Consider the following 20,078-nt stretch of genomic DNA (forward strand, 5'->3'; position numbering starts at 1 on the left):
TCCAGGAACGACACTGTTCGCAAGCTGGGGCCAGCAACGATCGCCAGGACGTCGGCATCGACAATGCCCGGAGATCTCTTTGTGGTGGTGGCCGCCGATCAGGAAGCGTGGTTAGAAACCGAAGGCCCCGCCGCTGACCAGGATGAAGAAACCCAGGCCGATCAGCACGATGGGGAACAGGATGTGTTCCCAGCGCTCCAGGACCTCAGCGATCGGTCTGCGGGTGGCGACGAACTTGGCCAGGCCCACCAGCACCGCGACCAGGGCCAGGAACACGATGCAGTAGGCAGCCACAGCCCCCGGGCCGACGCTGAGGAAGACCGGGGCGTAGACGCCGATGTTGTCCCCGCCGTTGGCGAAGGTCACCCCGGCCACGGTCCAGACGGCGACATTCTTGCCCTCGATCTTGGCGTCATCATCGTCTTCGCCTCTGCGCCACCCCTGCCAGGCCGCCCACACTCCCAGGCCCAGCGGGATGAGCCCGAAGTAGGGGATGACCCCCGGAGGCAAGAACGCGCCCGCGCCCAAGGACACGAGCACTGCCGCACCCAGGATGCCGGCGAAGCCGAGGTACTGGCCGACCAGGATTCGGACGGTGGTCCCACGCTGGCCCGCACCACGGCCGAAGAACAGGGATAGCACGATCAGGTCGTCGATGTTGGTAACCAGGAACAGACCGATCGCCTGGAGGGCTGAGGACAGGATCACGCGCCCACCCCCTTCTCGCAGCAGCCGGGCACGGAGCAGGCCGGGTCCAGGCACGGGGCACTCTCATCCACCGCGAGGGTGACCTCGACCAGAGCAGTCAGCGCCCGCGCCAGGTGTGCATTGGCGATCTCGTACCGGGTCTGGCGGCCCTCGGCAACGGCGACCGCGATCCCGCAGTCTCGCAAGCACGCCAGGTGGTTCGACACGTTCGACCGGGTCAGCCCCAAGTCCCGCGCCAGTTCGGCCGGGTATGCCGGCCGTTCCAGCAAGGTCATCAGGATCCGCGACCGGGTGGGGTCGGCCATCGCCCGGCCCAACCGGTTCATCACGTCAACACGAGAGGCAATAGTCAGCATTCACTGAACTATACAGTATGAGCTGAACTTACAGTGTCGCCTCGTAAAGCTATGCCCCAGCGGGGCGGCACAGAACGTCGTGCCGTCCCGCTGTTTGCTCATCGGCCGACGGACAGCTCGGTCAGTTGCGGGCTGCTGCAGCAGGCGTCGCCGGCTGGGGCTGGGGCGTCGCAGCTGCCGCCGAGGTCGGTGGTGCATACGCCGGTCTCGGGTAGTTCGAGGTGGACTGCGTCGGCTGCTTTGCGGTCGCCGGCCAGGGCTGCCGCGATGGAGCGGACCTGTTCGTAGCCGGTGGCCATGAGGAAGGTGGGGGCGCGGCCGTAGCTCTTCATCCCCACGATGTAGAAGTTCGTCTCCGGGTGGGCGAGGACTCGCTCACCGTGAGGCTCGACGGATCCGCAGGCGTGGAACTCGGGATCGATCAGCGGCCCCAGCTGGGACGGTGCTTCGACGGCCGGGTCCAGGGCCAGGCGGAGTTCGGAGAGCATTCCGAGATCAGGGCGGAACCCGGTGGCGGGCACCAGCACATCGACGCTCACTTCTCGCTCCCCGTCCGGGGTCACAGCGTGGACGGTCAGCGTGTCGTCGGCTCTGAAGCGAGTGATGGTGAAGGAGGTGAGGACCGCGATGCGTCCGGAGTCGACCAGCTGGCGCAGTCGCGAGCCGAGCGCTCCTCGGGCTGCGAGTTCGTCCTGGTCGCCGCCCCCGTAGACGCGGGTGAGGTCTGCGGTGCGAGCGGCCCACATGATGGTGGTGTCGGCCTCCAGGTCCGCGAGGTCCAGCAGGGTGTTGGCGGCTGAGTGGCCGGCACCGGTCACCATGACTCGCTTGCCGGCGAAGCGGTCACGGTCGCGGCCCTGCACGTCAGGCAGCGGCGCGGTGATGTGGCCCGCGGCGCGGGCCTGCTGCTCGCCGGGAGCAAGGAGCCCGGCCTGTCCGAGCGGGTTGGGCGTGGACCAGGTGCCGGAGGCGTCGATGACGGCCGAGGCGAGGACATCGTCGATGTGCCCGTCAGCGGTCTCGATTCGGACGAGGAAGGGGGTCTCCTCGCGGCGTGCGGTGCGGGTCTTGTCGATGCCGGCGCGGGAGACGGCGCTGACCCGCGCCCCGTAGCGGATCGACTCGGCGAGCTGGGGAAGCTGCGCGAGCGGTTCGAGGTAATGCTCGCGCAGTTCGTGACCGGTCGGGAGAACGTCGGCGTCGGGTGCGGTCCAGCCGGCAGCTTCGAGGAGACGCTGTGCGGCGGCGTCGAGGTTGTACTGCCACGGCGAGAAGAGCCGCGTGTGCCCCCACTCGGCGATCGCGGCTCCTGCCGCGGTCCCGGCCTCGAGGATCAGGAACGGCAGGCCGCGCTCAGAGAGGTGGGCGGCGGCGGCCAATCCGATGGGGCCGGCGCCGATGATGGCCACGGGATGTGAGTTCGTTGCGGTGGTCAAGATGATGAGTCTCCTTGCTGCGGGGCGGTCAGTTCGCGGTGCCGGTGAGGTCGGTCAGGAGCTTGCGGACGTGGGTGTCGATGTCGTCGCGGACCAAGCGCATCCGCTCCATCCCTTCGATGCCGCGCTGAGAGGGCTCATCGGTGTGCCAGGTCGTGACCGGCGCGGTCATGCCCTCGACGGGTTTGATGACGGCTTCGTCGCCGATGACGATCACGTGGTCGACGCTTCGCAGCAGCTCGGGGGTGACCGGCTGCGGGACGGCGGAGGACATGTCCGCGCCGACCTCGGCGATCGCCTCCGCGGACTGGGCGTTGATGGCGGTGCCCGGGCGGGTGCCGGCGGAATGCACGTCGACCTCATCCCCGGCGTGATGGCGCATGAGGGCGGCGGCCATCTGGGACTTGCCGCCGTTCTTCACGCAGACGAACAGGACTGAAGGGCGCTTCGTGGTCATGGCGAGGGGATCCTTCTGTGGGGTCATCGGGTGGGGGCGGTGGTGTCGCCGGGGAACAGGCGCCGCCCCATAGCGAGGGCGACGTAGACGAGGGCGACGAGGACGGGGACTTCGATCAGCGGGCCGACGACGCCGGCGAGGGCCTGGCCGGAGGTGACTCCGAAGGTGCCGATGGCGACGGCGATGGCGAGCTCGAAGTTGTTACCCGAGGCCGTGAACGCGACGGTCGTGGACTTCGCGTAGTCGAGGCCGATCGCGCGGCCGAGCAGGAAGGACCCCAGGAACATGACGACGAAGTAGACCAGCAGCGGCAGGGCGATGCGGGCCACGTCTCCCGGTGCGGAGATGATCGCGTCGCCCTGGAGGGCGAACAGCAGCACGATGGTGAACAGCAGCCCGTACAGCGCCCAGGGACTGATCTTCGGGAGAAACCGCTCCTCGTACCAGGTCCGACCCTTGGCTCGCTCACCGAGGATGCGGGTCAGGAACCCTGCGACCAGCGGGATCCCGAGGAAGATCAGCACGCTGAGGACGATCGCGCCGATCGAGAACTCGGCCGACGTGGTCGGCAGCCCCAGCCAGGACGGCAGCGCCTGGAGGTAGAACCAGCCCAGGGCACCGAAGGCGATCACCTGGAAGACGGAGTTGATCGCGACCAGCACCGCAGCTGCTTCTCGGTCACCGCAGGCGAGGTCGTTCCAGATGAGGACCATCGCGATGCAGCGTGCGAGCCCGACGATGATCAGGCCGGTGCGGTACTCCGGAAGGTCGGCCAGGAAGATCCAGGCCAGGGCGAACATGAGTGCCGGGCCGACGATCCAGTTCAGCACCAGCGAGGTCACCAGCAGGCGTCGGTCCGCGCCGATGCGCCGGGTCTCGTCGTAGCGGACCTTCGCCAGGACCGGGTACATCATCACCAACAGTCCGATCGCAATGGGCAGGGACACGGATCCGATCTTCACCGCCTCCAGCGCGGTGTTCAGGCCGGGGATGAACCGTCCCAGCAGGAGACCCACTGCCATGGCGGCCAGGATCCACACCGGGAGCCAGCGATCGAGGAAGGACATCTCCTTCATCACGCGGGGCTGCTCCACATCCTTGGTGGTCGTACTCATGAGGGGGGCCGAACCTTCCATCGACGGATATCAATGCGAACGCTATGCTTCACATCGATGACTGTCAATGTAAGGTGGGGACATGTCCACGACGACCGCGATCACAGCTGCCGGGCTCGAGACGATGAACGGCCCTGAGGAGTGCTGCAGGCTCTCAGCGGGGCCCGTCGACAGCGTCGAGGCCGAGAGGATCGCGTTCTTGCTCAAGGCGCTTTCCGATCCGACCCGTCTCCGGCTTCTATCCCATGTCGCTGCTCAGGGTTGCAATTCGGTCTGCGCCTGTGATCTCACCGAGCCGCTGGGCATCAGCCAGCCGACCGTGAGTCACCACATGAAGAAGCTCGTCGACGCTGGCCTGCTCACGCGCGAGCAGAAGGGCCGCTGGGCGCACTACTCCGTTGTGCCGTCGGCCTTCGCCGAGCTCCGTTCCTTCCTCGACATCGCCTGAACCCCCGCCGCCGACTTTGGAGATCCTCCCGACCGCACGGCCCAGTGTCCTGTTCGTCTGCGTCCACAACGCCGGTCGTTCGCAGATGGCAGCCGGCTGGCTTCGTGAACTCGCCGGCAACCGCATCAAGGTCCGCTCCGCCGGTTCCGCACCCGCCGACACGATCAACCCCGCAGCCGTGGCCGCGATGGAGATGTCGGGATCGACCTCTCCCACCAGACGCCCAAGATTCTCACCCCGGAATCCGTCCAGGCCTCCGACGTCGTGATCACTATGGGCTGCGGTGACGCCTGCCCGTTCTACCCCGGAAAGCCTTACGAGGATTGGCAGCTCGACGATCCGGCCGGCAAGGGAATCGACGAGGTCCGCCCGGTTCGCGACGAGATCCGCGCCAGGGCCGAGGAGCTCATCGCCAGCCTCCGCCCCTAGAGCGTGTTGCTAAAGGGTTTCAAGCTTTGGGTGCGCCAGTCTTGAGGGGTGTCGCGTGATGTCATCTCGGACGAGGTCTGGGCCGTGATCGGCCCGCTGTTCCCTGCCCCGAAGTCCACGGGTCGGCCCCCGGTGGATCGGCGCGCGGTGGTCGAGGCCACCGCGTGGCGCTTCCGCACGGGGGCGCCGTGGCGGGATCTGCCCGAGCGGTTCGGGAACTGGAACGCGATCTACAAGAACTTCAACCGGTGGGCCGCCCAGGGTGTGTGGGAGCGCGTGCTCGCGCGCACTCAGTCGATGGCACAGCAGGCTGGCGAGCTGGATTGGGTGGCCTCGATCGATTCCACGATCGTGCGCGTCCATCCGCACGGGGCGACCCTGCCCCGCCCCACAGGGGGCCCTGACGAACTACAAGAAATCCGGGGACGAGCCGGCTGATCATGCCATCGGACGCTCCCGTGGCGGTCTGACGACGAAGAATCATCTGGTCTGTGATGGCAAGGGCAGGGTGCTGGCGTTCGTGGTGACCGGCGGGCAGGTGGCGGACACCTCGATGTTGGCCACCCGCTGGAGCTGATCAGCGTGGCCGGCGCCCGTGGGCGGCCCAGGGCGCGGCCTGACCGCCTGATTGCGGACACGGGCTACCCCTCGAAGGCGAAGCGGGCTTGGCTGCGCCGGCATAGCATCGCGGCCACGATCCCCGAGCGGGCCGATCAGATCGCGCACCGGCGCCGCCGCCCAGGAAGACCGATCGACTTCGGTGGAGACCAGCGCCAGCGCTATCGGGGCCGCAATGTCGTGGAGCGATGCTTCAACCGGCTCAAACAGTGGCGAGGAATCGCGATGCGCTCGGACAAGTACGCCCGGAGCTATCACGCCGGGCCCTGCCTCGCCGCGACACTGCATTGGCTGACTACTACCCTTTGGCAACACGCCCTAAGCCGCGCGGGGCAACACTCCGCGCAAGACGTCGGTGAGGGTGACGACCCCAGTGAACCGGTCGTCCTGGGTCACTGCGGCCAGCTGACGGCTGTTGCGGCGCATGGAGGCAAGTGCTTCGTGCAACGGTGTGGTGGAGGGCAGCGTCAGAGCCTCCTGGATGAGCGGCTGGATTGGCGCAGAAGGCTCCATCGTGAGGGTGTCCCGCACGTGGACGACGCCCGGAACGCTCTCAGGGGTATGGTCCGGCTGGACCAGGATACGCAGGTGCCCTGAGCGCGCAGCGGCATTCTGGACCGCCTCGACGTCGGCGTCGGGGGCGACCTTGACCGGGTGCTGACCCTGGGGGAGGAGGTCCCCGAGAGTGAGGGTCTGAAGGTCCAGGGCACCGGCCAAGGTTTCATGCTTCTGCCGGTCCAGGGTGCCGGCGGCGGCGGAGTGCTCAACCAGCTGACGAATGGCCGCTGCGTCGTAGCCGCCCACGGCGGCCTGGTCCACGGGGGTGACGCCGCTGAGGGTCACCAGGCGGTTGGCCAGCCGGTTGGCCAGCAGCAGCAGGGGGCGAACGCTCCAGACGAAGGCGCGTGCGGGCACGGCCACGGCTTTGGCTGCGGCCTCGGGGTGGGCAATGGCCCAAGACTTGGGGGCCATCTCCCCGATGACCAGGTGAAGGAAGGTCACGACCAGCAAGGACAGGACGAAGGAGGCGGTTCCGGCTGCCGCTGCGGGGATGCCCCAGTCCTCCAGGACGGGGCCGAGCCATGCGTCGACGGCCGGCTTGGTGATCGCCCCCAGGGCGAAGGTGCACAAGGTGATGCCCAACTGGGCTGCGGCGAGCATGAGGGTCAGCTCGTCGACTCCCTTGAGAGCGGCCCGTGCGGCGCGGCTGCGTCCTGCCTCGGCCTCCAGTCGGTGCCGGCGGGCGCCCAGCAGGGAGAACTCCATGATGACGAAGATCGCGCTGAGCACGATCAGCCCTGTGGTCACGAGCATGACGATCAGTGGACCGTGCATCATCGCTCCTCGTCCGTGGTGGCGTCGGGCTGGGCCTCGTGGGCGGCATGGCTGCCGGCGGTGTCAGAGCGGGGCACCTCGATGAGGTGGATCCGCAGTCGAGCCGGGACCCTGCGTCGGATGGAGAGCACCTCGACCTGCAGGTGGCGGTCGTAGACCTCCTCAGCCCCGAAGTCTCGTGGGTCCTCGGGCAGGTCGATCGTGATGACCTCGCCTTCCCGGGGCAGACGGCCCAGAGCGTCGATGGTCAGACCGGCGGCGGACTCGGCCTCGGTCACGGGCAGGGGGTGCCCGACGAGGCGCTCGAGCTCGTCCAGGTGGGCCTCTGCGCTCAGGACCCAGGAGTGCAGGCCTGTGGCGGTGATCTCCTCCTGGGGGTGCAGGTCGTGCTCGTCCGTGAGCTCGCCCACGAGCTCCTCCGCGAGGTCTTCCACTGTGAGCACGCCGACGAAGCCGCCGAACTCGTCCACGATGCACGCCATCTGCTGCCCTGAGCCGTCGAGCTCCCGGGCTGCGTCGGGCAGGGACATCATCGTGGGCAGCACCAGTGCAGGGCGCATCAGGGCGGACACGGGGGTGTCCGGGGCCATCCGGGTCCCACCGAGCACGTCGGTGAGGTGGACTACCCCGAGCGGTTCGTGTTCGTTCGAGATCACCGGGTAGCGAGTGTGGCCGGTGGCCATCAGGTCGCGCACCTGAGCCAGGGAGGTCTGGGGCTGAACCTCGTCCACACGCGAGCGGGGCACCATCGCGTGCTGCACGTCCTGGTCTGGGAAGTCCAGCACCCGGTCGATCAGGACGGAGACCTCCGCGGGCAAGGATCCGGAAGCTCTGGAGTCCAGGGCAATGCGGTCCAGGTCCTCGGCGGTGGCGGTGCTGTCGACGTCGTGCACTGGCTCGATGCGCAGGAACTTGAGCAGCACCTCGGCCGCCTTGTCGAAGACCCAGATGAGACTGCCGAACAGGCCGAGGTAGATCTGCGTGGGCCGGGCCAGAGCGCGGGCCAGGGGCTCGGGGTTGGCGATGGCCAAATTCTTGGGGTACAGCTCGCCGATGATCATCTGCACCAGGGTGGCCACCACCAGTACGCCCAGCGTGGAGATGGCGATGACCACTTCAGAAGGCAGTGCGGTGCCGCCGAGCAACTCGGTCAGGGCAGCACCCACCATCGGCTCTGCCACGTAGCCCACCATGAGGCCTGTGACCGTGATCCCCAGCTGCGCGCCGGAGAGCATGAAGGAGGTGCGGCGAGTGACCTGCAGTGCGCGGGCGGCGGCGCGGTCGCCGGCCTTGGCGGCGGTCTGCAGGCGGACGCGGTCTACAGACATGTACGCGAATTCCTGGGCCACGAAGAAGCCGTTGGCGGCGATGATCGCCAGGATGATGAGGGATCCGAGGATCAGTGTCAGGACTTGATCCATGCCTGAGTCACCTCCCCACGAGGTGCAGGCGACCCCGCCAGCTGCGGGGTGGGGGTGGGGGTGACGCTCGGACTGTCACCAGGGCAGGCGGCTGGGCCGTCGCTCATGTATTCAGGGGCTCCATAAGGGGTCGAATGAATAATGGCGGCACATTACCACCGGTAACCGATCGCAGGGCAAGGTGGGGTGTGGCCTCGACGCCCCAAGGCGGGGGACGTGGGGGAGGGGCCGGTCATCCCCTGGGGGTCACCGGGCCCTCCCATCGGACTTCGCCGTCCACGACCTCGCCGGTCGGGCTCATTCCGATTCGACGGGCCACGGCGGCTGACGCCTCATGATCGGGGTGGATATGGGCGATGACCTGTTTCACGCCCATGTCCGCGAGTTCGGCCAGCAGGAGAGCAGCTGCTGCTGAGGCGTAGCCCTGGCGTTGCCACGGTGCTCCGATGACCCAGGCGATTTCGGCGGGCTGGCCAGAGACCGGGATAGTGGCTTGAACGTAGCCGAGTGCTTCCCCGGAGGTCTCGAATACCACCACGTGATTGAGCCAGGTCTCGGTCTCATCAGCCGAGTGGCCCCGGCTCTGAAGGGTGTACTGGCGGGTGAGCCCCTCAACGGTCGGCGGTTCACCCCCGGTGTACTGGTAGAGGGCCGGGTCGGCTAGAACCCTGGTCATCTCGGGTGCATCCCCCGGGGAAAGTGGCCGCAGGCGAACCTGTTCAGTCATGAGGGCAAGCAGAGCCCGGCGGGCCGGAGATGTCAACCAGTTCGTCGGCGCCGGTCGAAGTGAAGTACCTGGTCCCTACCTCGGACAGCCTCGAACTTGTGTCCATGCATATGGCGCGAGCCAGGATGGCCACAAACGGCCGATTGTGCCGGGGCGCTGGGTGTGGGTGCTGCTTGAGTCTTCATGGGCAGGGGTCGCCGGTGGATCGGTCGTGGTCTAGGTTTCTTTCGGCGTACTCGTAGAGCCCTCGTAGCTGGGCTCTCGGGCCCAACCCATCCGCCCTTGAGCTTCGGAGATCACCCGATGATCGAATCCACCCCAGCTGGCCGGGCCTCGGGGCGGTCCGCACCGCAAGTGGTCCTGGCGCTCGTGCTGCTGGTGCTCATCGTTCCCGTGGCCATAGCCGTCTTCATGGCCGCCTACGCCGTCGCGGAGTTCGCCCAGGGCAGCCACGCTCCCGTGGGGGCGCCTTCCTTGCTCGTCAGCGTGGGGCAGCTCCTCGCCGTCGCATGCTCGGCCGTCTGCGGCGTCCGGTTCGCTCGATCCAGATCCCCTCGCTCTCGGTGGGCCTGGACGGCCGCGGTGCTTGCTCTGTTGGTGCTGGCTGCCTGGCCTGTCCTGGTGGGAGGGATCGGCCTGGTGGAGCGAGAGGCGTGTGAGGTCCGCCCGGCCCCGTTCTGGTGTGAGTGAGCCTGCAACCGCAAGGGGCCGGCGCCAGGGCGCAGCTGTCCCCAGAGGGGCCATCCGGGTACGAGGACTCGTTCCTACCCTGGGGAGATGACTGCGCCGGATGCCCTGCCGCCCTTAGAGCTGCCGTCCACGGCTGAGGTGCGCTGGGTGATGTCCGCGCTGGTCCAGAGGTACTTCAGCCGTGAGACTCACGCGCGTCTCCTCGACGCCGACGTGAGCGGGGGTGTGCTGACGGTGGTGGCCTGGCAGGCCGGCCCGTCCCCAGCGGACCCGGGAGGGGTGATCGGGCACCGCACGGACCTGGGGGTGCGTCTGGCCGAGTGCGAGGGGGATCTGGACGCGGTGCTCCTGGATGCATTGCAGTTCCAGGTGTTCGAGCCGAGCGCGCCGGGCTGGGCGGCGTCCGGGGCTGAGCTGGCATGGCCGCTGGAGCGGTATCCCGAGGCCACCTGGTACGGGTGACGGGGTCGGAGCGACGCATAGAGGCGTGGGGGCGGCGTCCAGGCGGGTATACCCCTTCACCCACCCCGCCCACCCACAAGGCCATCACGTCAGTCACAGCCCCGGCCCGGGCTGTTGGACAGAAGTGGAGGAGGGTCCATGCCGTGGTGGGACAGACCGTCGGGGACCTGCAGGCCAGCCCCGGTGGGAGTCGGCCGACGCCTCGCACGGTGGTGCGCCGGCGCGCGGGACGGAATGGGTCGCCTTCATCGTGGTGGGTCATGGTCCAATCCGAGGGTCCGAGCACGGCGCTCTGCTTTCATCTAGGAGGGGGAGGAGGGCCACGCCGGCGATTCCTCCGCAGGACCGCTCGCCGCATCATGCCGGTTCCCCGTCGGCGACGTAGGCGCGGCCGCGCCGCCCAACAGATCAGTGCGGTGGGCCCGGGCGGAGTTCGGGGCAGTGATCCACCGGGCGGTGTCACAGGTGTGCAAGGAGCGGTGTCGTCGCTGGGGTCAGAAATGAGCGTGTCGTGCCCACCTGTCGGAGCTCGCCCGGGCCGTCTGTTCGGACCGCACGGGCGCGTTCAGCCCGTCCCCCCTCACCCCCTGCCGCGTGGCCCGCTGGGAGGTGGATCGGATGGCCGCCCGAAGGACGACCGAGTCTCGTGGATTCGTCCTGGAGCCGCGATGCCTCGCGCTCGTGTCCCGATGGGATGGAAGAGCATGCAGGCCGGGGAGGGGGAGGATGCTGGGCGGCCTGGACGTACCGCGTGGGCTCACAGGTGCAGCGCGGGGCGAAGACCCCGCCGTCCCGTCCGTCACAATGACCGACTGCGGTCCGGGCTGGAGGGGCCGGGTCGCTAGGGTGGTCCCGTGAAGACCTTCGACGAGCTGTACGCGGAACTGACGCGCAAGGTGCAGGAGCGCCCCGAGGGCTCCGGCACCGTGGCCCAGATCGACGCCGGCGTCCATGCGATCGGCAAGAAGGTCGTCGAGGAGGCGGCCGAGGTCTGGATGGCCGCCGAGTACGAGTCGGATGAGGCCGCCGCCGAGGAGATCTCTCAGCTGCTGTACCACGTGCAGACCATGATGATCGCCCGCGGCATCAACCTCGAGGACGTCTACCGCCACCTCTGAGGCCGCCGGCCCCGTTCCCCGCCCGCCCCACCGCATCCCCGAGGAGACCGACGCGTGCTGCGCATCGCCGTTCCGAACAAGGGCGCCCTCGCCGAGGCCGCCCGTGAGATCCTGCAGGAGGCCGGCTACCGCCAGCGCCGCGACTCCCGCGAGCTGGTGCTCGTGGACCCCGAGAACCAGGTGGAGTTCTTCTACCTGCGTCCCCGGGACATCGCGGTGTACGTGGGCAAGGGCACCCTCGACGTCGGCCTCACCGGGCGGGACCTGTTCCGCGACGCCCAGGTCGAGGGCACAGCGGAGGAGATTATGGCGCTGGGCTTCGGCCGGTCCGTGTTCCGACTGGCCGCGCCCGTGGGCACGTTCGCCTCCGAGTCCGAGCTGGCCGGCAGGCGCATCGCCACCAGCTACGACGGGCTGCTGCACGCCTACCTGGAGCGCACCGGCCTCGACGCGGAGGTGGTCCACCTCGACGGCGCCGTGGAGTCCTCCGTCAAGCTCGGCGTGGCAGACGCGATCGCCGACGTCGTGGAAACCGGCAGCACCCTCCGCGCCGCCGGCATGGAGGTCTTCGGCGAGCCCATCCTCGACTCGGAGGCCGTGCTGATCGGCCGTGCGGGGGAGCGCCCCGCGGGTCTCGACGTGCTGCTGCGGCGCCTCAAGGGCGTGCTCGTGGCCCGCCGCTGGGTCATGATCGACTACGACATCCGTCGTGACCTGCTGGAGGCGGCCACCGCGGTCACCCCGGGGCTGGAGTCACCGACGGTCTCCCCGCTGCGGGACGAGACGATGGTCGCCGTGCGCTCCATGGTCCGCAAGCCGGACGCCAACCGCGTCATGGACGAGCTGTACGCCCTGGGCGCCCGCGGCATCCTCATCTCCGCGATCCACGCGATCCGCCTCTGACGGCCCGCGCCGTCCCGCCTGAGCCCCCCGAGACGAAGGAGCCGACGTGAGCCTCGCCGTGCGTGTCATCCCCTGCCTGGACGTGGACGCCGGGCGCGTGGTCAAGGGCGTGAACTTCGAGAACCTGCGCGACGCGGGCGACCCGGTCGAGCTCGCCCGTCGCTACAACGCCGCCGGCGCCGACGAGATCACGTTCCTCGACGTCACCGCCTCCACTTCGGACCGCGCGACCACCTATGACGTCGTGACGCGCACGGCCGAGGAGGTCTTCATCCCGCTGACCGTGGGCGGCGGTGTGCGCACCGTCGAGGACGTGGACCGGCTGCTGCGCACGGGGGCGGACAAGGTCTCCGTCAACACGGCGGCCGTGGCCCGGCCCGAGGTGATCACGGAGATCACCCGACGCTTCGGGTCCCAGGTCCTCGTGCTCTCCCTCGACGCCCGGCGCACGGAGGACCCGGGCTGCGCCTCCGGCTACGAGGTCACCACCCATGGCGGCCGCCAGGGCACGGGCATCGACGCCGTCGCCTGGTGCCGGGAGGCCTCCGCGCGCGGGGTGGGGGAGATCCTGCTCAACTCGATCGACGCGGACGGCACCCGCGAGGGCTTCGACCTGGAGATGATCCGGGACGTGCGCGCCGTGACACGCGTGCCGCTGATCGCCTCCGGCGGCGCCGGCGAGCCCGAGCACTTCCCGCCCGCCGTCGCGGCCGGTGCGGACGCGGTGCTCGCCGCCTCCCTGTTCCACTTCGGCCCGGACGACATGCTCGCCCGCGTCAAGGACGCGCTGCGGCAGGCGGGGCACACCGTCCGCTGACCCCGGCGGCCACGCCCCGCTCCGGCTCCCTAGACTGGACCTCCATGAGCATCTCCCCGCCCGACGACCTCGTGGCCTCCGTGACCTTCGACGACCGTGGCCTGGTGCCCGCCATCGCCCAGCAGGAGGGCACCGGTGAGGTGCTCATGATGGCGTGGATGAACGAGGAGTCCCTGCGCGCGACGCTCGAGACCGGCTGGGCCACCTACTGGTCCCGCTCGCGCGGCGAGCTGTGGCGTAAGGGGGAGACCTCGGGCCATCTGCAGCGGGTGCGCGCGGTCCACACGGACTGCGACGGCGACACCCTGCTGCTCACCGTGGACCAGACCGGCCCCGCCTGCCACACGGGCACCCGCACCTGCTTCACCGGCCGCGAGCTCGTCATGGCGCCGGCCGCCGTCGACCCCGAGGAGGCCGCCCGATGACCGCCGCCACCACTCCCTCCCGCGCGGAGTTCCTGCGTCTGGCGGACACCGCCCGCGTGATCCCCGTGGTCCGCACGGTGCTGGCGGACGGCCTCACGCCGCTGGCGATCCATCGGCGTCTGGCCGGCTCCCGCCCCGGCACCTTCCTGATGGAGTCCGCCGCCCCGGGCGCGGCGTGGTCCCGGTACAGCTTCATCGGGGCCGGCTCCGCCGTCACCCTGACCTCGCGGGACGGTGAGGCGCACTGGCGGGGCACCCCGCCCGAGGGGCTGCCCACGCAGGGCCGCGCCCTGGACGTGCTCGCGGCGTGCCTGCGCCTGCTGCGCACGGACGTGCGCGCCGAGGTCGGAGGCGTTCTGCCGCACCTCGTCTCCGGCATGGCCGGCTTCCTGGGCTGGAACACGGTCCGCGCGTGGGAGCGCCTGCCGCATCCGCCCGAGGACCACCTCGGCCTGCCCGACCTCGCGATGAACCTCGTCACCGACCTGGCCGTGCACGATGCGATGGACGGCACCGTGACGCTGATCGCCAACGCGGTGAACGGCAACGGCCTGGCCACCGGCGCGGACCGCGCCTACGACGACGCGCTCGCCCGCCTGGACGCCATGGTCGAGCGACTGGCCGCCCCGGCCGCGGACCCGGTCAGCGACGTCCCGCGCCGCTGGCTCGAGGCGGACGCGGACGAGGTCGCCGCCCAGGCCGAGGACCGGTGGGGCCCCGAAGGCTTCCGCGAGGCCGTCGCGAAGGCCCAGCGGGCGATCCGCGACGGCGAGGTGTTCCAGGCCGTCGTCTCCCGCCGCCTCTCGGTCACCACGGACGCCACCGGTCTGGACGTGTACCGCGTCCTGCGCATGGTGAACCCGAGCCCCTACATGTACCTCTTCTCCTTCGAGACCCCGGACGGGGAGCCGTACGAGATCGTGGGCTCCTCACCCGAGGCGCTCGTCACCGTGCGGGACCGCCGCGTGGTCACCCATCCGATCGCCGGCTCACGGCGGCGCGGGGCCACCGAGGAGGACGACCGCCTCCTCGGCAAGGACCTGGTGGAGGACGAGAAGGAGCGAGCCGAGCACCTCATGCTCGTGGACCTCTCCCGCAACGACCTCTCGCGCGTGTGCCGCCCCGGCACCGTCGAGGTCACCCAGTTCATGGAGCTCGAGGCCTTCAGTCACATCCTCCACCTGGTCTCGCACGTGGAGGGCCGCATGCGCGACGACGTCGACGCGCTCGACGTCCTCCGCGCCGCCTTCCCCGCCGGCACGCTGTCCGGCGCCCCGAAGCCCCGCGCCCTGCAGCTGCTGGACGAGTGGGAGCCGACCGAGCGCGGGCCCTACGGCGGCGTGGTCGGCTACTTCGACCTGGCAGGCAACATGGACATGGCGATCAACATCCGCTCGGCCACGCTGCACCGCGGCCAGGCGCACGTGCAGGCCGGCGCCGGCATCGTCGCCGACTCCGATCCCGACGCCGAGACCGCCGAGACCGTCACCAAGGCGACGGCGCCGCTGCGGTCCGTGCTGACCGCGGGCGAGCTGGGGCAGGCGTGATGCGCCGCCGCACCGTCGTCCTCGCCGCGCTGGCCGCCGGCGCGCTCGTGCTGCTCACGGCGGGCCGCACCTGGGTGACCGCCACGGGCCTGTCCGGCGGGATCGCCTCCGAGGCGACGACGTCGGGCGGGGCCGCCGCGCCCGTCGCCACAGCCATGGCGCTCGTCGTGATGGCCGGTGCCCTCGCCCTGACCACCGCCCGGCGGCTCGGCGCCGTGATCGTCGGGGTGCTCATGGCGCTGGCCGGGGTCGTGATCGCCTCGACCTCGGTCACCGCCGCCCTGGATCCGGCGACGACGGCGGCCGCCGCGGTCGCCGACGCGACGGGGACCACCGCGCTCGCGCAGGACTACGCCGTGACGGCGTGGCCGTGGGTCGCGGCGGCCGGCGGCGTGCTCGCGGCGCTGTGCGGCGTCGCGGCGGCCGTGGCGGGCCGCGGCTGGCGTTCGTCCCGGCGCTACGAGAAGACGCCGGCGGCCTCCGAGCCCAGCCCGGCCGTGGCCGGGGAGCAGCCCGCGCAGTCCGCCCGCGAGGCGGCACAGCGCCGACGCGTGGACCAGATGGACGCGTGGGACGAGCTGTCCCGCGGCAACGACCCCACCTGAGCGCCCGTCTCTCGGCGCGTCCCACACCGCCCGGGTCGTCCCGGGTCACGCGGGCCCGGCCCCGTGCCCGCATGGCACAATGAGGGACAGTCGTCATGTACACCACGCACCAGTGAGGGACAGCCATGAGCCACACCGCGAACACCCCGCACACCGAGCCCACCACCCGTCGCGCCGCCCGCAACGGCGCCGTCGAGGACGTCGTCGTCACCGAGGACGGCCGGGTGCTCAACGACCCGACCCACCTCGAGCTGCCCGGCCACGGCAGCACGCCCGGCGCGTGGGCCATGGTGGCGCTCGTGCTCGTCGGCTTCGTGGCCGGCTGCGTCGGCCTGCTCGCCGACTGGAGCGTCGTCGTGTGGATCGGGCTGGCCCTGATGGCCGTGGGCGTCGTCGTGGGCTTCGTCGCCGGCAAGGCCGGCGCGGGTCGCGGCCAGCACGGTCACTGATCCGCGTGTCCGTCCTCCAGGAGATCATCGACGGCGTCCGCGAGGACCTCGAGCCTCGTCGCCGTGCCGTGCCCGAGGCGCGCCTGGCCGAGCTGGTGGCCGCCGCCCCCGCGCCGCGTGACGCCCACGCGGCCCTGCACGGCGGACGCACCGACCCGGCGGGGATCCGGGTGATCTCCGAGGTGAAGCGGGCGAGCCCCTCCAAGGGCGCGCTCGCCGAGATCCCCGAGCCGGCCACCCTGGCCCGCGCGTACGAGCGAGGCGGCGCCAGCGCCGTCTCCGTGCTCACCGAGGCCCGCCGCTTCGGCGGTAGCCTGGCCGACCTGGACGCCGTGCGCGCCGCCGTCGATCTGCCGGTCCTGCGCAAGGACTTCACCGTCACCGAGTACCAGATCCACGAGGCCCGCGCCCACGGGGCCGACCTCGTCCTGCTGATCGTGGCCGCCCTCGACGACGCCGAGCTGGCCGGCTTCCTGCAGCTCACCGAGTTGCTGGGCATGCACGCCCTCGTGGAGGCCCACACGCCCGAGGAGATCGAGCGCGGCGTCGCCGCCGGCGCCCGTATCCTCGGCGTCAACGTGCGCAACCTCAAGACCCTGGACGTCGACCCGGCCCGCTACGCAGCGCTGGCCGACGGGCTGCCCGAGGACGTCGTCCGGGTCGCCGAGTCGGGCGTCGAGTCCGAGGAGCAGATCAAGGCCTACGCCGCCGCGGGCGCCGACGTCGTGCTCGTGGGCGAGGCCCTCGTGCGCCACGGCGCCCCCGAGGTGGCGCTGCGCGCGTTCCGCGCCGCGTCCCTCACCGTCCGCTGACCGAACCAGACCCGAGGAGCGTGGTCGCCATGAGCGCCGACCGTCCGAGCACCGAGCCCGCGATCGAGTTCGAGGGGCCCTATCAGGGTCAGGCCGGGCCCTACTTTGGCGACTACGGGGGGCAGTGGATGCCCGAGTCCCTCATGGCCGCGCTGCAGGAGCTCACCCGCACCTACGAGGAGGCGCGGCAGGACCCCGCCTTCGAGGCCGAGCTGCGGACCCTGTTCCGGGACTACGTGAACCGGCCCTCCCTGCTGAGCGAGGTGCCGCGGTTCGCCGCGGACACCCCCGGCGTGCGCATCTTCCTCAAGCGCGAGGACCTCAACCACACCGGCTCGCACAAGATCAACAACGTGATCGGCCAGGCGCTGCTCGCCCGCCGCATGGGCAAGACGCGCCTGATCGCGGAGACCGGCGCCGGCCAGCACGGCGTGGCCACGGCGACGGCGGCCGCGCTGTTCGGCATGGAGTGCACCGTGTACATGGGGGAGGAGGACACCCGCCGCCAGGCCCTGAACGTGGCCCGCATGCAGATGCTCGGCGCCGAGGTGGTCCCCGTGGCGATCGGTGCCCGCACCCTCAAGGACGCGATCAACGAGGCCCTGCGGGACTGGGTCGCCTCCGTGGACACCACGCATTACCTGATGGGCACGGTCACGGGCCCGCACCCGTTCCCCGCCATGGTGCGCTACTTCCACTCCGTGATCGGCGAAGAGGCCCGCGAGCAGATCCTGGCCCAGGCCGGCCGCCTGCCGGACGCCGTCGCGGCGTGCGTGGGCGGCGGGTCCAACGCGATGGGCCTGTTCCACGGCTTCCTCGACGACCCCGAGGTGGAGCTCTACGGCTTCGAGGCCGGGGGCGAGGGCCTCGAGACCGGGCGCCACGCCGCGTCCATCACGCTCGGACGCACCGGCGTGCTGCACGGCGCCCGCACGTACCTGATGCAGGACGAGGACGGGCAGACGATCGACTCCCACTCGATCTCCGCCGGCCTGGACTACCCGGCCGTCGGCCCGGAGCACGCCTTCCTGCACGACACGGGCCGCGCCGTCTACGAGCCGGTCTCGGACACCGAGTGCATGGACGCCTTCCTCCGGCTCACGCGCACCGAGGGCATCACACCCGCCATCGAGTCGGCCCACGCCCTGGCCGGCGCGCTGCGCCTGGCCCGGCGTTGGTCGGACGAGGGCCTCGTGGGTCCGGACGCCCCGGAGGGTCAGGAGCGGATCATCATCGTGAACCTCTCCGGCCGCGGGGACAAGGACGTCGCCACCGCGGCGGCCTGGTTCGGCCTCGGCACGGCCGCGCAGGAGAAGGACCCGCTCGAGGAGATGACCCCCGGAGAGGAGCAGTGACCGGCATGACCGTGCACTCCAAGACCGCCGCGGCCCTGGACGCCGCGAAGGCGGCCGGCCGCACCGGCCTCGTCGCCTTCCTGCCGGCCGGCTACCCGTCCGTGGACGAGTGCGTCGAGGCCGTCGTCGCCGCCGCGGAGAACGGCGCCGACGTCATCGAGCTGGGCCTGCCCTACACGGACCCCGTGATGGACGGCCCCGTGATCCAGGCCGCGACCCAGGCGGCGCTGCAGGCAGGTTTCCGCGTGGCCGACGTCTTCGACATCATCCGACGCGTGACCCAGCGCACCCACGCCGCGGTGCTGGTGATGACGTACTGGAACCTCGTGGACCGCATGGGCGTCGACGAGTTCGCGCGCCGCCTCGCCGAGGCCGGTGGCGCCGGTCTCGTCACCCCTGACCTCGTGCCCGAGGAGGCCGGCGCCTGGATGGAGGCCTCGGACCGTCACGGCCTGGACCGCGTGTTCCTCACCGCGCCCTCGTCCACGGACGAGCGTGTGCGCCTCACCGTCGAGTCCTCCCGCGGCTTCGTGTACGCCGTGTCGGTCATGGGCGTCACCGGCGCCCGCGACGCGGTGTCCACCGTCGCCGAGACCGTGGTCCGCCGGGCCCAGGATGCCGGGGCGGAGCATGTGTGCGTCGGCCTCGGCGTCTCCCAGGCCGCGCACGTCCGCGAGATCGGCGCCTACGCCGACGGCGCGATCGTCGGCACGGCCCTGGTGCGAGCGCTGACGGACGGCGGGCCGCAGGCCGTGGGCACGCTGACCCGCGAGCTCGCCTCCGGCACGGTCCGGGAGGGCTGAGGGTGACCGCCGCCCTGGCCCCGCTCGCCGCCTTCCCCGCCCCCGGGTGGGACGGGTTCCAGCTGGGCCCGGTGAAGATCCACGCGTACGCGCTGTGCATCATCCTGGGCATCGTCCTGGCGCTGTGGCTCGCCGAGCGTCGGTGGCGCGCCCGCGGCGGCCCCGAGGACCGTGTGCTCGACATCGCCCTGTGGGCCATCCCGTTCGGCTTCGTGGGCGGTCGGCTCTACCACGTGTTCTCCTCACCGGACCGGTACTTCGGGCCCGGCTTCGACGGCACGGGCGACCCGATCCAGATCCTGTACGTGTGGAACGGTGGACTGGGCATCTGGGGCGCGATCGCCCTCGGCGCCGTGGGCGCGTGGATCGCGTGCCGCCGCTACGGGCTGCGGCTGACGACCTTCGGCGACGTCGTCGCGCCGGGCATCCTGCTGGCCCAGGCCATCGGCCGGTGGGGCAACTGGTTCAACCAGGAGCTCTTCGGCGGCCCGACGACCCTGCCCTGGGGGCTCGAGGTCGACCCGGCCAGCCCGAACTTCCCGGCCGGCTACGCCCCGGACACGCTGTTCCACCCCACGTTCCTCTACGAGTGCCTGTGGAACCTGGCCGGGGTCGCGCTGCTGCTCCTCGTGGACCGCGCGCTGCACATGCGCCACGGCCTCATGCTGTGGTCCTACGTCGCCTGGTACACCGCGGGCCGCACGTGGATCGAGATGCTGCGCATCGACGACGCCGAGATGGTCACGCTCTTCGGCCTCACCCAGCGGCTCAACGTGTGGACGTCCCTGCTGGTGTTCGTCATCGCCCTCGCGTTCATCGTCGGGATCCTGCTGCGCCATCGCGGCGCGGCCGCCGGCCCCCACGCCCACCAGAGCGTGTGGCGCGCCGGGCACGCCCCCGAGGGCGACGACGGCGCCGCCGTCGCCGCGGGCCGCTCCGGGTCCCACGCCGTGGGCGCGGCGGAGGACGACGCCGTCCGGCGCTGACCCGCTCCCCGGCGCGCCCGCGAGGGGCGCCCGGGGCCCCGGTGTCCCACATGGTG

22 protein-coding genes and 2 pseudogenes are annotated in these 20,078 nt (G+C 70.8%); 16 read left to right on the top strand and 8 right to left on the bottom strand.

Going from position 1 to position 20,078, the window contains the following annotated elements:
• Positions 1 to 111: 111 nt before the first annotated feature.
• From AC3RKA_RS05250 to arsB, 5 genes are all read right to left on the bottom strand, one after another.
• Entirely contained in the window at positions 112 to 708 is a 597-nt protein-coding gene (locus AC3RKA_RS05250) for a cadmium resistance transporter (RefSeq protein WP_002855767.1), read from the bottom strand.
• Entirely contained in the window at positions 705 to 1,064 is a 360-nt protein-coding gene (gene cmtR / locus AC3RKA_RS05255; RefSeq protein ID WP_002855766.1) for a Cd(II)/Pb(II)-sensing metalloregulatory transcriptional regulator CmtR, read from the bottom strand. Before cmtR ends, AC3RKA_RS05250 begins: the two co-directional genes overlap by 4 nt.
• A 98-nt stretch (positions 1,065 to 1,162) precedes the next feature.
• A complete protein-coding gene (locus tag AC3RKA_RS05260; RefSeq protein WP_002855765.1) occupies positions 1,163 to 2,500 on the bottom strand; it encodes an FAD-dependent oxidoreductase in 1,338 nt (445 codons plus the stop codon).
• Between the two features lie 28 nt (positions 2,501 to 2,528).
• Positions 2,529 to 2,957 (bottom strand): arsenate-mycothiol transferase ArsC, encoded by a 429-nt coding sequence (locus tag AC3RKA_RS05265; RefSeq protein ID WP_002855764.1) that lies wholly within the window; start codon positions 2,955 to 2,957, stop codon positions 2,529 to 2,531.
• A 23-nt stretch (positions 2,958 to 2,980) separates the two neighbouring features.
• Complete coding sequence (gene arsB, locus AC3RKA_RS05270) at positions 2,981 to 4,072, bottom strand: ACR3 family arsenite efflux transporter (protein ID WP_002855763.1); 1,092 nt, start codon at positions 4,070 to 4,072, stop codon at positions 2,981 to 2,983.
• A gap of 82 nt (positions 4,073 to 4,154) precedes the next feature.
• On the opposite strand from arsB, the gene AC3RKA_RS05275 reads away from it, so the two are divergent.
• The 4 genes and pseudogenes from AC3RKA_RS05275 to AC3RKA_RS05290 all read left to right on the top strand — a co-directional run.
• The gene (locus AC3RKA_RS05275; RefSeq protein ID WP_036334534.1) at positions 4,155 to 4,520 is read left to right on the top strand and encodes an ArsR/SmtB family transcription factor; all 366 of its coding nucleotides are present in this window, start codon (positions 4,155 to 4,157) and stop codon (positions 4,518 to 4,520) included.
• A gap of 85 nt (positions 4,521 to 4,605) precedes the next feature.
• A pseudogene (locus AC3RKA_RS05280) lies at positions 4,606 to 4,949 on the top strand (arsenate reductase ArsC).
• 48 nt (positions 4,950 to 4,997) lie between these two features.
• Positions 4,998 to 5,387 carry an IS5 family transposase gene (locus AC3RKA_RS05285; RefSeq protein ID WP_002855760.1) on the top strand — a complete coding sequence of 130 codons (390 nt, stop codon included), beginning with the start codon at positions 4,998 to 5,000 and terminating at the stop codon, positions 5,385 to 5,387.
• Between the two features lie 144 nt (positions 5,388 to 5,531).
• Positions 5,532 to 5,861 (top strand): annotated as a pseudogene (locus AC3RKA_RS05290) (transposase); the annotation flags it as partial.
• Positions 5,862 to 5,885: 24 nt separating this feature from the next.
• Here the strand turns inward: AC3RKA_RS05290 and AC3RKA_RS05295 are convergent.
• The 3 genes from AC3RKA_RS05295 to AC3RKA_RS05305 form a co-directional block, all read right to left on the bottom strand.
• Positions 5,886 to 6,902 carry a CNNM domain-containing protein gene (locus AC3RKA_RS05295; RefSeq protein WP_002855758.1) on the bottom strand — a complete coding sequence of 339 codons (1,017 nt, stop codon included), beginning with the start codon at positions 6,900 to 6,902 and terminating at the stop codon, positions 5,886 to 5,888.
• Entirely contained in the window at positions 6,902 to 8,323 is a 1,422-nt protein-coding gene (locus tag AC3RKA_RS05300; protein WP_489727590.1) for a hemolysin family protein, read from the bottom strand. The genes AC3RKA_RS05295 and AC3RKA_RS05300 overlap by 1 nt, the downstream gene beginning before the upstream one ends.
• Positions 8,324 to 8,555: 232 nt before the next feature.
• Positions 8,556 to 9,050 (bottom strand): GNAT family N-acetyltransferase, encoded by a 495-nt coding sequence (locus AC3RKA_RS05305; protein ID WP_036334532.1) that lies wholly within the window; start codon positions 9,048 to 9,050, stop codon positions 8,556 to 8,558.
• Positions 9,051 to 9,827: 777 nt separating this feature from the next.
• Here AC3RKA_RS05305 and AC3RKA_RS05310 point away from each other — a divergent pair.
• The 12 genes from AC3RKA_RS05310 to lgt all read left to right on the top strand — a co-directional run bounded on the left by AC3RKA_RS05310 (position 9,828) and on the right by lgt (position 20,022).
• On the top strand, positions 9,828 to 10,202 hold the full coding sequence (locus AC3RKA_RS05310; RefSeq protein WP_036334528.1) for an MPN domain-containing protein: 375 nt from the start codon (positions 9,828 to 9,830) through the stop codon (positions 10,200 to 10,202).
• An 854-nt stretch (positions 10,203 to 11,056) separates the two neighbouring features.
• Positions 11,057 to 11,320 (top strand): phosphoribosyl-ATP diphosphatase, encoded by a 264-nt coding sequence (locus tag AC3RKA_RS05315; RefSeq protein ID WP_002855752.1) that lies wholly within the window; start codon positions 11,057 to 11,059, stop codon positions 11,318 to 11,320.
• A 54-nt stretch (positions 11,321 to 11,374) separates the two neighbouring features.
• Positions 11,375 to 12,223 (top strand): ATP phosphoribosyltransferase, encoded by an 849-nt coding sequence (gene hisG, locus AC3RKA_RS05320; protein WP_002855750.1) that lies wholly within the window; start codon positions 11,375 to 11,377, stop codon positions 12,221 to 12,223.
• A 46-nt stretch (positions 12,224 to 12,269) separates the two neighbouring features.
• Positions 12,270 to 13,040 carry an imidazole glycerol phosphate synthase subunit HisF gene (gene hisF / locus AC3RKA_RS05325; protein WP_002855738.1) on the top strand — a complete coding sequence of 257 codons (771 nt, stop codon included), beginning with the start codon at positions 12,270 to 12,272 and terminating at the stop codon, positions 13,038 to 13,040.
• 44 nt (positions 13,041 to 13,084) lie between these two features.
• Positions 13,085 to 13,465 carry a phosphoribosyl-AMP cyclohydrolase gene (hisI, locus tag AC3RKA_RS05330; protein WP_002855722.1) on the top strand — a complete coding sequence of 127 codons (381 nt, stop codon included), beginning with the start codon at positions 13,085 to 13,087 and terminating at the stop codon, positions 13,463 to 13,465.
• Positions 13,462 to 15,012, top strand: a complete 1,551-nt coding sequence (locus AC3RKA_RS05335) for a chorismate-binding protein (RefSeq protein ID WP_002855721.1) — start codon at positions 13,462 to 13,464, stop codon at positions 15,010 to 15,012. Before hisI ends, AC3RKA_RS05335 begins: the two co-directional genes overlap by 4 nt.
• Positions 15,012 to 15,617 carry a Trp biosynthesis-associated membrane protein gene (locus tag AC3RKA_RS05340; protein WP_489727591.1) on the top strand — a complete coding sequence of 202 codons (606 nt, stop codon included), beginning with the start codon at positions 15,012 to 15,014 and terminating at the stop codon, positions 15,615 to 15,617. The genes AC3RKA_RS05335 and AC3RKA_RS05340 overlap by 1 nt, the downstream gene beginning before the upstream one ends.
• Before the next feature lie 125 nt (positions 15,618 to 15,742).
• Complete coding sequence (locus AC3RKA_RS05345) at positions 15,743 to 16,066, top strand: HGxxPAAW family protein (protein ID WP_049161882.1); 324 nt, start codon at positions 15,743 to 15,745, stop codon at positions 16,064 to 16,066.
• Positions 16,067 to 16,071: 5 nt separating this feature from the next.
• A complete protein-coding gene (trpC, locus tag AC3RKA_RS05350) occupies positions 16,072 to 16,878 on the top strand; it encodes an indole-3-glycerol phosphate synthase TrpC (RefSeq protein WP_049161880.1) in 807 nt (268 codons plus the stop codon).
• Between the two features lie 29 nt (positions 16,879 to 16,907).
• Positions 16,908 to 18,233 (top strand): tryptophan synthase subunit beta, encoded by a 1,326-nt coding sequence (gene trpB, locus AC3RKA_RS05355; RefSeq protein ID WP_060774921.1) that lies wholly within the window; start codon positions 16,908 to 16,910, stop codon positions 18,231 to 18,233.
• Positions 18,230 to 19,036, top strand: a complete 807-nt coding sequence (trpA, locus tag AC3RKA_RS05360) for a tryptophan synthase subunit alpha (protein WP_049158192.1) — start codon at positions 18,230 to 18,232, stop codon at positions 19,034 to 19,036. Before trpB ends, trpA begins: the two co-directional genes overlap by 4 nt.
• 2 nt (positions 19,037 to 19,038) lie before the next feature.
• A complete protein-coding gene (gene lgt / locus AC3RKA_RS05365; RefSeq protein ID WP_049158191.1) occupies positions 19,039 to 20,022 on the top strand; it encodes a prolipoprotein diacylglyceryl transferase in 984 nt (327 codons plus the stop codon).
• Positions 20,023 to 20,078: the final 56 nt, after the last annotated feature.

It is taken from the genome of Micrococcus sp. iso_229, from assembly GCF_058072725.1.

What these genes read in the sequence shown, in the direction of transcription:
- cmtR (WP_002855766.1), bottom strand. Translation starts at nt 1,064, where the DNA reads ATGCTGACTATTGCCTCTCGTGTTGACGTGATGAACCGGTTGGGCCGG.
- AC3RKA_RS05265 (WP_002855764.1), bottom strand. Translation starts at nt 2,957, where the DNA reads ATGACCACGAAGCGCCCTTCAGTCCTGTTCGTCTGCGTGAAGAACGGC.
- arsB (WP_002855763.1), bottom strand. Translation starts at nt 4,072, where the DNA reads ATGAGTACGACCACCAAGGATGTGGAGCAGCCCCGCGTGATGAAGGAG.
- AC3RKA_RS05275 (WP_036334534.1), top strand. Translation starts at nt 4,155, where the DNA reads ATGTCCACGACGACCGCGATCACAGCTGCCGGGCTCGAGACGATGAAC.
- AC3RKA_RS05295 (WP_002855758.1), bottom strand. Translation starts at nt 6,902, where the DNA reads ATGCACGGTCCACTGATCGTCATGCTCGTGACCACAGGGCTGATCGTG.
- AC3RKA_RS05300 (WP_489727590.1), bottom strand. Translation starts at nt 8,323, where the DNA reads ATGGATCAAGTCCTGACACTGATCCTCGGATCCCTCATCATCCTGGCG.
- AC3RKA_RS05305 (WP_036334532.1), bottom strand. Translation starts at nt 9,050, where the DNA reads ATGACTGAACAGGTTCGCCTGCGGCCACTTTCCCCGGGGGATGCACCC.
- AC3RKA_RS05310 (WP_036334528.1), top strand. Translation starts at nt 9,828, where the DNA reads ATGACTGCGCCGGATGCCCTGCCGCCCTTAGAGCTGCCGTCCACGGCT.
- hisI (WP_002855722.1), top strand. Translation starts at nt 13,085, where the DNA reads ATGAGCATCTCCCCGCCCGACGACCTCGTGGCCTCCGTGACCTTCGAC.
- AC3RKA_RS05335 (WP_002855721.1), top strand. Translation starts at nt 13,462, where the DNA reads ATGACCGCCGCCACCACTCCCTCCCGCGCGGAGTTCCTGCGTCTGGCG.
- AC3RKA_RS05340 (WP_489727591.1), top strand. Translation starts at nt 15,012, where the DNA reads ATGCGCCGCCGCACCGTCGTCCTCGCCGCGCTGGCCGCCGGCGCGCTC.
- AC3RKA_RS05345 (WP_049161882.1), top strand. Translation starts at nt 15,743, where the DNA reads ATGAGCCACACCGCGAACACCCCGCACACCGAGCCCACCACCCGTCGC.
- trpB (WP_060774921.1), top strand. Translation starts at nt 16,908, where the DNA reads ATGAGCGCCGACCGTCCGAGCACCGAGCCCGCGATCGAGTTCGAGGGG.